This window comes from Streptomyces sp. NPDC059567 (genome assembly GCF_042735655.1).
In the GTDB taxonomy this organism is placed as follows: Bacteria; Actinomycetota; Actinomycetes; order Streptomycetales; family Streptomycetaceae; genus Streptomyces.
In genome coordinates, this window is sequence record NZ_JBHWBS010000031.1 from 1 (window position 1) to 11,788 (window position 11,788).

Annotated in this window: 12 protein-coding genes; 4 read left to right on the forward strand and 8 right to left on the reverse strand. The window is 71.2% G+C overall.

The window, feature by feature from the left end:
• Nucleotides 1-50: 50 nt before the first annotated feature.
• Nucleotides 51-2,327 (reverse strand): catalase, encoded by a 2,277-nt coding sequence (locus tag ACFVZW_RS16430; protein WP_384521663.1) that lies wholly within the window; start codon nt 2,325-2,327, stop codon nt 51-53.
• Nucleotides 2,328-2,631: 304 nt separating this feature from the next.
• On the opposite strand from ACFVZW_RS16430, the gene ACFVZW_RS16435 reads away from it, so the two are divergent.
• From ACFVZW_RS16435 to ACFVZW_RS16445, 3 genes are read left to right on the forward strand one after another with little or no spacing between them, the layout of a single operon-like run.
• The gene (locus ACFVZW_RS16435; RefSeq protein ID WP_384521667.1) at nt 2,632-3,312 is read left to right on the forward strand and encodes a HemK2/MTQ2 family protein methyltransferase; all 681 of its coding nucleotides are present in this window, start codon (nt 2,632-2,634) and stop codon (nt 3,310-3,312) included.
• On the forward strand, nt 3,302-3,562 hold the full coding sequence (locus ACFVZW_RS16440) for a CDGSH iron-sulfur domain-containing protein (RefSeq protein ID WP_384521670.1): 261 nt from the start codon (nt 3,302-3,304) through the stop codon (nt 3,560-3,562). Before ACFVZW_RS16435 ends, ACFVZW_RS16440 begins: the two co-directional genes overlap by 11 nt.
• The gene (locus ACFVZW_RS16445; protein ID WP_384521672.1) at nt 3,559-4,587 is read left to right on the forward strand and encodes an iron-containing redox enzyme family protein; all 1,029 of its coding nucleotides are present in this window, start codon (nt 3,559-3,561) and stop codon (nt 4,585-4,587) included. Before ACFVZW_RS16440 ends, ACFVZW_RS16445 begins: the two co-directional genes overlap by 4 nt.
• A 135-nt stretch (nt 4,588-4,722) precedes the next feature.
• Here ACFVZW_RS16445 and ACFVZW_RS16450 read toward each other — a convergent pair whose 3' ends face one another.
• The 4 genes from ACFVZW_RS16450 to ACFVZW_RS16465 all read right to left on the reverse strand — a co-directional run bounded on the left by ACFVZW_RS16450 (nt 4,723) and on the right by ACFVZW_RS16465 (nt 8,156).
• Nucleotides 4,723-5,175, reverse strand: a complete 453-nt coding sequence (locus ACFVZW_RS16450) for an SRPBCC family protein (RefSeq protein WP_384521675.1) — start codon at nt 5,173-5,175, stop codon at nt 4,723-4,725.
• Between the two features lie 341 nt (nt 5,176-5,516).
• Nucleotides 5,517-6,545, reverse strand: coding sequence for an NAD(P)/FAD-dependent oxidoreductase (locus ACFVZW_RS16455; protein WP_384521678.1), 1,029 nt, complete (start codon nt 6,543-6,545; stop codon nt 5,517-5,519).
• On the reverse strand, nt 6,542-7,078 hold the full coding sequence (locus ACFVZW_RS16460; RefSeq protein WP_384521681.1) for an isoprenylcysteine carboxyl methyltransferase family protein: 537 nt from the start codon (nt 7,076-7,078) through the stop codon (nt 6,542-6,544). Before ACFVZW_RS16460 ends, ACFVZW_RS16455 begins: the two co-directional genes overlap by 4 nt.
• 7 nt (nt 7,079-7,085) lie before the next feature.
• Nucleotides 7,086-8,156 (reverse strand): type III polyketide synthase, encoded by a 1,071-nt coding sequence (locus ACFVZW_RS16465; protein WP_384521684.1) that lies wholly within the window; start codon nt 8,154-8,156, stop codon nt 7,086-7,088.
• Between the two features lie 79 nt (nt 8,157-8,235).
• Here ACFVZW_RS16465 and ACFVZW_RS16470 point away from each other — a divergent pair, with 79 nt between their 5' ends.
• Complete coding sequence (locus ACFVZW_RS16470; RefSeq protein WP_384521687.1) at nt 8,236-9,147, forward strand: UbiA family prenyltransferase; 912 nt, start codon at nt 8,236-8,238, stop codon at nt 9,145-9,147.
• A gap of 94 nt (nt 9,148-9,241) precedes the next feature.
• On the opposite strand, the gene ACFVZW_RS16475 is transcribed toward ACFVZW_RS16470, so the two are convergent.
• Genes ACFVZW_RS16475 through ACFVZW_RS16485 form a run of 3 tightly spaced genes read right to left on the reverse strand, consistent with a single transcriptional unit; the run spans nt 9,242 to nt 11,676 of the window.
• Entirely contained in the window at nt 9,242-9,601 is a 360-nt protein-coding gene (locus ACFVZW_RS16475) for an STAS domain-containing protein (RefSeq protein ID WP_384521689.1), read from the reverse strand.
• Nucleotides 9,598-10,866, reverse strand: coding sequence for a PP2C family protein-serine/threonine phosphatase (locus ACFVZW_RS16480; protein ID WP_384521692.1), 1,269 nt, complete (start codon nt 10,864-10,866; stop codon nt 9,598-9,600). Before ACFVZW_RS16480 ends, ACFVZW_RS16475 begins: the two co-directional genes overlap by 4 nt.
• Nucleotides 10,867-11,676 (reverse strand): alpha/beta fold hydrolase, encoded by an 810-nt coding sequence (locus tag ACFVZW_RS16485; protein ID WP_384521695.1) that lies wholly within the window; start codon nt 11,674-11,676, stop codon nt 10,867-10,869. It abuts the gene before it with no gap.
• Nucleotides 11,677-11,788 lie beyond the last annotated feature (112 nt).

Below are 11,788 nucleotides of genomic sequence, written 5' to 3' on the forward strand. Positions count from 1 at the left end.
CCCCACGGGTTCGGGCCCCACACCCCTGTCGCGAGTCCGCTTCTCACCCGTCAGAGCGTCGTGGGGAACCGGTCCCAGGCGCGGTGGCCGGCCAGGGACTTCGTGATCTTCTTGAGGACCGCGCCGGCGGTGCCGCCCAGCACGATGCCCGGTTCGTTTGCTCCGATGCCGGCGGCCTCGAGGGCCAGGGAAGCGTCGCCCCATCCGCCGATCGCCTTGCCGTGGCGGTACGCCTCCGAGACCAGCAGCAGGACGCGGGGGTCCGGTCCCCCAGGCTCCGCCGCACCGGCCTTGGCGTCGCGGGCGCCGTGGGCGTCGGCGGCGGCCTCGGGCGTGCCGGCGAGCAGGAGGGCGTCGAACTCGACGGAACGGGCCGCGGCGAAGGTGCGCTGCACGTCGACCGGGTTCTTCGCGCGCCCGAGCGCGCCGCCTGTGGGGGCGATGACCAGGGGAACCATGCCTGCCTTGAACACGGCGTCCCGTACGGTACGGACGCTCCTCAGGTCTGCCGCCGGGTGGGCGATGATGCCGATGACCCGTCCGTCCACGGGCCAGGTCCGGCCGAGCTGCGACAGTGCCGGGCTCGGGTCGGGACGGGTCAGGGGTTCCGTGGGGGCCGGTGCGGGGAGACCGAGTCCGGTGGCGACCTCTTCGCAGAGCTGGGGGTCGATGTTGGCGAGGACGGCCAGGACACGTTCCTTGATGGCCTGCTCGTAGCACTTGCTCAGTTCGAAGGTGTAGGCGGCGACGATGTGTTCGCGCTCCACCGGCGTCATGCTCAGCCAGAAGAGCCGCGGTTGTCCGAAGTGGTCGGCGAACGACGCGGGGGCCTCACGGACCTTCTGCGCGGCGGGCAGCTCGACGGGCACTTCGATGGAGGCGGCCGAGTCGGCACCGGCGAGGAAGGGACAGCCGCCGTCGAGGCTGTTGGGCCGGAAGGGGGCGGTCCCCGCGTGGACGGCCGTCTGATGCATGCCGTCGCGGAGCATGTCATTGACGGGGGAGTGCGGGCGGTTGATGGGGATCTGGGCGAAGTTCGGGCCGCCGAGCCGGCTGATCTGCGTGTCGAGGTAGGAGAACAGCCGCCCCGCGAGGAGCGGGTCGTCGGTGACGTCGATGCCGGGAACGAGATGCCCGGGGTGGAAGGCGACCTGCTCGGTCTCGGCGAAGTAGTTGACCGGGTTGGCGTTCAACGTCATGAGCCCGATGGCCCGTACCGGAGCGAGCTCCTCCGGAACGATCTTGGTGGGGTCGAGGAGATCGATGCCCTCGAAGGTCTGGTCCGGGGTGTCGGGGAAGGTCTGGATGCCCAGCTCCCACTGGGGGAAGGCCCCCGCCTCGATCGCGTCGGCCAGATCCCTGCGGTGGAAGTCGGGGTCCATGCCGTTGGTGATCTGCGCCTCCTCCCAGACCAGGGAGTGGACGCCCAGCTTGGGCTTCCAGTGGAACTTCGCCAAGGTCGTGGCGCCCTTGGCGTCGACCAGGCGGAAGGTGTGGACACCGAAGCCCTCCATCATCCGGAAGGAACGGGGAAGAGCCCGGTCCGACATGTTCCAGAGAGTGTGGTGGGTGGCCTCGGTGTGCAGGGACACGAAGTCCCAGAAGGTGTCGTGGGCGCTCTGTGCCTGCGGGATCTCCCGGTCGGGGTGCGGTTTCGCGGCGTGGATGACATCGGGGAACTTGATGGCGTCCTGGATGAAGAAGACCGGGATGTTGTTGCCCACCAGGTCGAAGGTGCCTTCCCCGGTGTAGAACTTCGTCGCGAATCCACGCGTGTCACGGACCGTGTCCGCCGAACCCCGTGATCCGAGGACGGTGGAGAACCTGACGAACACCGGCGTCTCGGCGCCCTTGGCCAGGAACGCCGCCTTGGTGATCTTCGCCGCTGTGCCGTATCCCTGGAAGACCCCGTGGGCGGCGGCGCCGCGTGCATGCACGACGCGCTCGGGGATGCGTTCGTGATCGAAGTGGGTGATCTTCTCCCGAAGATGGTGGTCCTGCAGCAGCACCGGCCCCCGTGCGCCGGCCTTCAGGGAGTGGTCGCTGTCGGGGAGCCGGGCACCTTGCGCGGTCGTGAGGTAGGCGCCTGTCTGGGCCACGGCGGCCTCGGGCGCGCCCGTGGACTGCCCCGTGGGGCTCACCGTGTCCGGGCCGCTCTGGTCCGGCTTGGGCGGCAGCGGCTCCCGGGGCCGGGTCGGCTCCGCCGCGGCGGGTGGCCGGGGCGAAGGCCGCCCGGGCGGTTGTTCCGACGTGGCCTGCTTCTTCGGCGTGGTCCTGGCATTCGTGCCCCTGCCGGCCGCGGTCTTCTTCGCCTTCTTCTGCACCATGCCTGACGTCTCCTCCTGGCGGACTCGTGCCCGCGAGATCTCCGCCGCGCAGGTCGGCGGGGCCGGAGCGGCCCCGCCGCAACCCTCGCTCCTGTGGCTGCCCGCGGCACGCCGAGTACGCCCGTACCGCCTAACAGCCCCGACCAGCCGGCCGGGCACCACCCGCGTCATCCCGCATGTCCGGTTCTGGCGACAGACCGATAGATCGCCGCATCGTGGATGAGCCACCTCTCAGGGGGCAGTCGCAGGGAGCGGTCGGCGCCTGTCGGCCCGCGACCTGTCCCGTCGATCATGGAGGTGTGCCGTGTCCGGTACGGCTCTGACACCGGGCACGCTGCCTGCCGGACTGATCGCCCTGCCCGGTGTCTACCGACCGCAGGCGGACACCCGTCTGCTCGCCCACGCACTCGCCCACGAGGAGCTGGGCCCCGGGACGCACGTGCTGGAGATCGGTACAGGAACCGGCGCGCTCGCCCTCCATGCCGCGCGGAGACGTGCGCGGGTCACGGCGGTCGACGTCTCGTGGCCCGCCGTCGTCACAGCTCGGCTGAACGCTCTGCGCCAGCGACTGCCCCTGCGCGTCGTGCACGGCGACTTCGCGGCACGCGCCGCAGGCCGCCGCTTCGACCTCATCGTCTCGAACCCGCCCTACGTCCCGGCACCGGGCGCCGGGCCGCCCTCGCGGGGACCCGAACGTGCCTGGGACGCCGGACCCGACGGGCGCGGCGTCATCGACCGGATCTGCGCGAGCGCACCGGCGCTGCTGCGTCCCGGCGGGGTCCTGCTCATGGTCCACTCCGGGCTGTGCGGTGCCCAGGAGACCGTCGACCGGCTGCGCGGGGCGGGAATGGCCGCGGAGGTCACGACGAGAGCCTCGGTGCCCTGGGGACCCGTCCTGCGCTCGCGCCGGGCCTGGCTGGAACGAGTGGGCCTGGCAGCCCAGGCCGAGGAGTGCGAAGAGCTGGTGGTCATCCGTGCCCGTTGACCCCCGGAACACCGCCGGCCCGGCCCGCGGGGAAGCGCCGGCCCGCCGGGTGGCCGTGGACCCGAAGGGCCCCGTCCTCGTGGAGGGCCCCGTCGAGATCGTCCTCGACGACGGAACGGTCGCCCGGTCCGACCGCTTCATGGTCGCCGTCTGCACATGCCGCCGCAGCCGTACGTACCCGTGGTGCGACACAAGTCATCGCCCCCGCGTGCGCGCCACCTCGACCTCCGAGGACAAGGACCCCCGATGACGTCCTCCGCAACGAGCGCCACGGCCACCGCCGCCGGGCCCCGACTGGTCGAACCCCGCGGCGAGCTGTCCATCGCCGTCACCGAGGCCCTGCGATCGAACGGCGTCCCGGCCTACCGCCCCGGGGCCGTACGGACGGCGGATCCATGGGGTGAGGACCTTCAGCTCGCCCTCTACCTCCTCTACGAACTCCACTACCGTGGTTTCGACGGTGTGGACGACGCCCGCGAGTGGGACCCGGAACTCCTGCGTCTGCGCCAGGCCATGGAAGCCCGCTTTCTGCACGCCCTCCGCACCGAGCTGCCCGACGCCCCCCGATCGGTCACGGAGGCCTTCGCCCCGCTCCTGGTCGAGCCGCCGGACCCCGTCGGCAGTCTCAGCCACCACCTCGAACGGAAGGGCGAGTTCTGGCAGTTGCGCGAGTACGCCGCCATGCGCTCGCTCTACCACCTCAAGGAGGCCGACCCGCATGCCTGGGTGATCCCCAGACTGCGCGGCCGGGCGAAGGCGGCGATGGTGGCCATCGAGTACGACGAGTTCGGCGCCGGCCGCGCCGACCGGATCCACGCCCAGCTCTTCGCGGACCTCATGGAGGACCTCGGCCTCGACCCCGCGTACGGCCACTACCTGGAGCATGCTCCTGCTCCGCTGCTCGCCACCGTCAATCTGATGTCCCTCTTCGGGCTCCACCGATCCCACCGGGGTGCCCTCGTCGGTCACTTCGCCTGCGTCGAAGTGACCTCGTCACCCGGCTCCAGGCGGCTCGCCAAGGCGATGCGGCGCTGCGGGGCAGGACCGGCCGCCGAGCACTTCTACGACGAGCACGTCGAGGCCGACGCCGTGCACGAGCAGGTCGTACGCCATGAGGTCGTCGGCGGGCTGCTCGCCGACGAGCCGTCTCTGGAGGCCGACATCGTCTTCGGCTGCGCGGCCACCATCCATCTCGAGGACCGCCTCGCCGACCACATCGGCGCGGCCTGGGCCGAGGGACGCAGCGCGTTGCGCACGCCGTTGGAAGGGCCGTGACCGTACCGGCAACCGTCGTACCGTCCGACCGAGCGACCTGACGCGATCGGCGAGCCCGGACAGACCGCCGGCATGCGAGGGGCGTGGCTCCAGCGCAGGCCCTCGCATGCCGGATCGAGGCGAGCGAGGACCGCGTCAGGCATGCCGGCTCCCGGTGCGGTCCTCCTCCACGACCCTGGCGAGGCGGGCCAGCATGCCACGGTGCCGGAGCTGGACGGCTGCTTCGCTGACGGAGTTGTGCAGGGTCCCGCCCAGACCCCGCAGGGGGTGCTCGTCGCAGACGACCAGGGTCTCCTCTCCCCACGGCCTGAGTTGGAGGAAGATCCTCGCCGTGCCGAGGGCCTTGAACGCCGCCTCCAGTTCCAGCTCCCGGCCGGCAACGGTGTGCCGGACCGTGGTGGTTCCGTCGGTCGACCAGGGGCCGAGACGGACGGTGTAGCGGAGCCGGGAGCCGACCTCCGGCCAGGAGCGGTCGAGTGGCGTGGACTCGGACGGGCCCACCACCCACTCGCCGTAGCGGGTCGGATCGGCGAGAACGGCCCACACGGCATGCGGGGGACGGTGGATCAGCTGATGACGGACGGCCATGAGGATGCTCCTCCTACCGGGACGGTCTGGACGCGGCGGACCCGCTCGGCAGGGCCCTGGGCGGGCGAACCGGTCGGTTCCGCGGCTCCTGAGGCACGGCGACCTCCCTCGACGGATGGCGTCACGGTCATGGTGCGCGTGCCCCGATCGCACCGCATCTCACACGTTTCCGGCGGACACTTCCCGCCGAGGCCCGTCCGAGGAACCGGGCGCGCCGACGAGACGCTCGGAAGTGACGCTCCCACCACGGGGAGATCCTGAAGCGGAAGCGCACATCCGCCACTGCTCGGTCACTGTCGGTGATTGTCCGTGCGGGCAGAGGTGTTCCAGGGAAGGAGCCGTCAAGCGAGCAGGTTCACGACATGCTGGAACAGGCGAGGAAACCTGGCGGCCGCCGGCGCGATCAGGGGGGCCAGCCCGGGCTGGTTCCGGGCCCAGAGGAGGGACGTCGTCAGGAGACGGTAGGTGCGGGACAAACGACACCACGCACGTTCGTACGCCTGTGGGCGGTTGGCATGCAGGCAGCGCACCAACGCGTCCGCCGATGCCAGAGCGAGGGTGAGCCCCTCACCCGTCAGTGCGTCGACGTACCCGGCCGCGTCACCTACGAACAGCACCCGGCCGGCCACTCGGGAACGGGATTGCTGGCGCAGCGGTCCGGCGCCCCTGACCGGGGTCCTGTCGGCCCTGCGCAGGCGGGAGGCCAAGAGGGGGAAGTGGGCCAACTGGGATTCGTACGTGGCATGTTGGCAGGTAAGGATCGCGACACCGATCTGCCGTGGCCCCAGGGGCGTGACGTACGCCTCGCACTCGGCCGACCAGTGCACCTCCACCAGGTCGCTCCACGGTTCGACGGCGTAATGGCGCCGCAGTCCGTACCTCGGTGGGTGTCGCCGGGCATCCGGCCGGACGGTCAAGCCGAGCATCCGGCGGGTGGGGGAGTGCAGTCCGTCCGCCGCCACGAGATAGCGGGCGGCCATTCCGTCCGCGGTGACGTACGCGTCGTGCTGGCTCACCTGGCGAATGCGGTGCGGGACGACCGGAACACCCAGCTGAGCCGCCCGGGCGGTGAGGGCCTCGTGCAGCAGGGTTCGGCGGGTGCCGAGGCCGTACCCGGTGCGGAACTCGGCTTCGGCGCGCCGGCCGTCGGCGGCGTCGACGTAGCGGATACCCCGCAGGGCCTGGCCGGGCACGCTCACGTCGAGCGTCTTGAGAGCCTGTACCGCCGCGGGCATCAATCCCTCACCGCATGCCTTGTCGACAGGTGCGGGGCGCGGCTCGGCGACCACCACGTCGAGGCCGCGTCGCGCCGCGTGGATCGCGGTGGCCAGTCCCGCCGGGCCCCCTCCGACGACGAGGAGGTCGATCACGGCGCCGTACCGGAGGCGGAGAGGGTGCGTGACGGCGCCAGCGCGGTGTTCTCGCAGCGGATGCGTACGGTCAGCAGAGCCGCGTTGAGGAGCGTGAAGCACAGGGCGGTGAGCCAGGCGGTGTGCACCAGGGGAAGGGCCAGGCCCTCGACGACCACGGCCAGATAGTTGGGGTGCCGCAGGTACCGGTACGGGCCGGAGGAGATCAGCGGAAGGTCGGGGACGATCAGAACGCGGGTGTGCCAGCGGGGGCCGAGGGTGCTGATGCACCACCAGCGCAGCCCTTGGGCGGCCAGCGTGAGGGCGAGGGCGGGCCAGCCGAGCATGGGCACAAAGGGCCGGTCGGCCGCCCAGGGCTCGACGAGGCAGCCGAGGAGGAGCGCGGCGTGGAGGGCGACCATGGTCGGGTAGTGCCCGGCGCCGTGCTCGAGGCCGCCGCGGGCTCGGCTCCAGGCGCCGTTGCGGCGGGCCACGGCGAGTTCCGCGAACCGCTCGGCGACGACCAGGAGGATCAGTACGGTGTAGGGCGTCACGTCGTTCTCACCAGGCCAGCAGCACGAGTTCGGACGAGAAGCCGGGCCCGAGGGCGATCATCAAGCCCGTTGTACCCGCCGACGGCTGTGCTGTCCGCGAATCGCTCAGAATCTGCAGCACCGAGGCGGAGGACAGGTTCCCCGTGGCTGCCAGGGCGCGACGACTCGCGGCGAGGGCCGAGTCCGGCAGACCGAACTCCTCGGCGAGCGCGTCGAGGATCCGGGGGCCGCCCGGGTGGCAGATCCACTCCGTGACATCCATGGGCTTGAGCTCGTGCTCGGCGAGGAAGGACTCGACCTCCTCGGTCACGTGCAGCCGGACCAGCTCGGGTAGTTCCGGACCCAGCACCATGCGGAACCCCCACTCGCCGACGTCCCAGCCCAGCACGTGCTCGGTCCCGGGGTACAGACGGCTGCGCGTGGCCACGACCGTAGGCCCGAAGGCTTCCGTCCCGCCCGTCGCCGTGGACGCACGGTCGCTGTGCGCGGCCACGAGCGCGGCGGCACCGTCCCCGAACAGGCTTCCCGCCACCAGGTTCGCCATCGACATGTCCCCGCGCTGCAAGGTCAGCGAGCACAGTTCGGTGGACAGGAGGAGCGCCGTGCGGTCGGGCCGGACACTGAGATGGTCGTGCATGCGGGCCAGACCGGCTGCGCCTCCGGCGCACCCGAGACCGAACAGAGGCAGGCGCGTGACGTCGGACCGCAGTCCTATCCGCGTGGCGACGCGGGCCTCCAGGGAGGGGGTCGCGATCCCGGTCACGGTCGTCGAGACGACCAGGTCGATCTCCTCGGGGGCCACCCCCGCATCGCCGAGGGCCCGTTGGGCCGCTTCGACGGCCAGATCGGTGGCCAGTTCGACGAAGAGCCGGTTGGTCTCGCCGAACGTGCCGAGCGCCCGGTAGCGGTCGAGGGGCAGAGCGAGATGACGCGTGTCCACCTGAGCCCCGGCGTGCAGCCGGCGCAGGAGGCCGCTGTCGGCCCCGGGCGGCAGGCTGGAGACGAGGTCGTCAGTGATCTCCTGCTGCATGTAGCGGTGCGGCGGGAATGCCGTACTCACCGCGAGTACACGAGTCATTGCTCCAACATAGGGACAGGGAGACGGCGACACCCTGAACCCGGCCGTCACGGGCGCGCCGTGGCCTAGCGTGTCGGTGGTGCACGCCACCACTGATGAAGGAACCGACGGCTTGGTCGGCCCGGGCGGTCAGGGATGCGGCGAACGGACCGTCCTCATCGCTCTTCTGAAGGCCGCTCACCCTGTGCCGGCTGTGGCGGTCACGGCCCTGAGCGCGCTGCTGGCCGCCGCCGTCGGGCTGGGCCCCGCCGCCGGGGCCACGGCGACGGCAGCGGTCGCCGCAGGACAGTTGTCCATCGGCTGGTGCAACGACCGGATCGATCTGCGGCGCGACAGAGCCGCAGGCCGGCATGACAAGCCGCTTGCCGTGGGGGCGTTGCGGCCCGGGACCGTGGGTGCGGCGGCCCTGGTGGCCCTGCTCGCCTGCATCCCGCTGTCCCTTGCGTGCGGGTTCCGGGCCGGCGCGGTCCACCTCGCCTGCGTCGCCGCCGCATGGGCCTACAACCTGTGGCTGAAACGAACGGTCCTCTCGTGGTTGCCGTACGCCGTAGGCTTCGGGCTGCTTCCCGCGTTCCTGACCTTGACACTCCCGGGCAGCCCGTGGCCACCTCCGTGGCTCATCGCTGCGGCGGGCCTCCTTGGCACCGGTGCACACTTCGCGAATGTCCTCCCGGACATCCAGGACGACCTTGCGGGGGGTGTGCGGGGACTTCCGCAGAGAATGGGCAGGCGCGGATCGATCGCATGGGCCGCCATCCTGACGTTCACCTCCTGCGTGGTGGTGACGGTCGGGCCGACGGGGTCCATCACCCGCAGCGGAGGAGTCCTGATCGCGGTGACCCTGACGCTGTGCCTCGTGTCGGTGACCGGACCGACCGCACTTGTGGAAGGCCGCCTGCCGTTCCGGGTCATTCTGGTCATGGCCGGAGTCGATGCCGTACTCCTGGTGCTGGCCAGTCGCATGCCGTCCGCCGGACAGGCCTGGCCGTGACAAGGGCACCGCCGGGCCGCGCCATGACGGGGCGCTCGTGATCGCGGTCCGCTCGGGGGTGCGTCCTTCCCTGAGCCGTTGTCGGTGCGGGGGGTCAGCTTGTGGTGGGCCGCCAAGCGGCCTCGGCGGCTTCGGCGGTGGGGTGAGTGGGGAAGACGTGTTCCAGGCCGACGATGCGGAAGATCCGGTGGAGGTGGTTGGGCACCGCGGCCAGCGCGATGCTCGCGTCGGCGGCGAGGGCGTGGTTGCGTGCGGCGATGAGTACGGTGATGCCGCTGGAGTCGCAGAACGTGAGACCTGCGAGGTCGAGGACGAGCTGTTGGCCCGCACGCAGGCCGGCCGCGGGCAGCGCCGCGCGGACCTCGGGTGCGGTGCGGTGGTCCAGCTCCCCGGTCAGTTCGATGACCGCTCCGGTGGTGGTGGTGCGGGTGTGGAGGGCCAGGTGCCTGGTCATCGGTGCTCTTCACTGGTGGGCCGGGGCACGTGGACGGCCAGGACGGCGGTGTCGTCGTCCACGCCGGTGCCGAAGGTGCCGAGCAGGTCGCGGACGGCGCCGATGGTGGCTGACGCGGTGGTGGGGGCGAGGTCGCGACCGAAGGCGAGGAGGGCGTCGTCGCCGTAGCGGCCCTTGGTGCCGGTGTCGGTGTGGGCTTCGGTCAGGCCGTCGGTGTGCAGGAGCAGGGTGTCGCCGGGGGCGAGGTGGACGGAGGTGGTGGCGATGTCGGCGTCCGACAGGACGCCGATGAGTTGCCCGCCGGGCGTGTGCAGGTAGTCCGCGGTGCCGTCCGCGCGCATCAGCAGGGCTGGTGGGTGGCCGCCGCTGGCCAGGGTGATACGGAAGCCGCCGCGGCCGGGGTCGGGGGTGAGCAGGCCGAAGATGACGGTGCAGAAGCGCGGGTCGGTGCCGTTGTACTCGTGGTTGAGGACCGTGTTCAGGTTGGCGAGGACCGCGGCCGGGTCGGGGTCGTAGACGGCCGCGGCGCGGAGGGTGTAGCGGGCCAGCGAGGTGACGGCCGCGGCGGCGGCGCCCTTGCCGCAGACGTCGCCCAGGAACAGGCCCCAGGTGCCGGCGGCCAGGGGGAAGAGGTCGTAGAAGTCGCCGCCGACCTCTTCGACGGAGGCGATGTGGTAGTACGCGGCAACGTCCAGGCCGGGCACGTTCGCCAGCGCCGGGGGCAGCAGGGTCTTCTGCAGGGTGGTGTTCAAGAGCTTCAGGCGGTCGCGTTCCTGGTCGGCCTCCTGGCGGGCGCGCAGCAGCTCGGTCTCGTACGCGCGGCGGTCGCGGGCGTCGAAGATGGTGGTGCGGATCAGCAGTGGCTGACCGTCGCTGCCCGTCTTGACCGTCGAGGTGACCATGACGGGCAGGCGGGACCCGTCGGCGGCCTTCAGTTCCAGAGCGATTCCGCTGATCGCGCCCTGCATCCGCAAGAGCGGTGCGAAGTGCGTCTCGTGGTAGAGCCGCCCGCCTACGGTCAGCAGCTCGGAGAAGCGCTTGCGTCCCACCAGGTCTCCGCGCTCGTAACCGAGCCAGTCCAGCAGCGTGCTGTTGACCTTGGCGATCCGCCCGTCCAGCAGGGTGGTCAGGTATCCGCAGGGCGCGTGCTCATAGAGGTCTTCGGCGCTGTCCTCCAGCAGGGCGGAGAACCGGGCCTCCTCATCCGTTGGACTCCGGTCCTCGCCCAGGTCTCCGCTCTCTGCCGCGTCGCCTGCCCTGGCCATCTATCCGGCGGTTCCCATGAACGCGGCGATCGCCGCGGCGGTCTCCTCCGGGGCGGAGAGCTGGGGGCAGTGGCCCGTCGCGTTCAGCGTGACGAGCCGGCTTCCCGGAATCCGTGCGTGGACGAACGCGCCCACCTCCTGCGGAGCGATCGCGTCGCTCGAACACTGAGCGACCAGGGTGGGCACACTCACCGATGCGAGATCGGCGCGGTTGTCGGACAGGAACGTCACCCGGGCGAACACCCGGGCGATGTCCGGGTCGGTGCGGCAGAAGCTGTTGGTCAGCTCCGCACCCAGCTCCGGCCGCTCAGGGTTACCCATGATCACCGGGGCCATGGCGCCCGACCAGCCCAGATAGTTCGCGTCCAGCGACTCCAGGAGTTCGTCGATGTCCTCGGCGCTGAACCCGCCCCGGTATCCGGTGTCCGGGTCATCGATGAAACAGGGCGAGGGCGCGAGCAGTACCAGGCCGGTGAACGCCTCGGGCTCCCGAGCGGCGGCCAGCACGCCCATCATCCCGCTCACCGAATGCCCCACGAAAGTGACCGGGCCCAGCGCAATCTCCCGGCACAGCTCCAGCACGTCGTCGACATACCCGTCCAGTGACGAATACCGCTCGCGGCTCCACGCCGACAGCGCCGAGTTCCCCGAGCCCACATGATCGAAGAGGACCACGGTGAAGTCGCGCTCCAACGCGGGCACCACCAGTCGCCACATGTTCTGGTCGCACCCGAAGCCATGCGCCAGCACTACCACCGGCCCGCCGGTACGCCCGGTCACCGTCACATGGTTCCTGCTCCGCACGTCCATGCGGCACATCCTCGCAGACCCGTTCCCGACCGCCCGCACCGTCGAGCCTTGCACGAACGTGCCGCGGGCCGAAGCGCAGGTACGCGGTCAGCTCGACTTCGAGAACCCACGA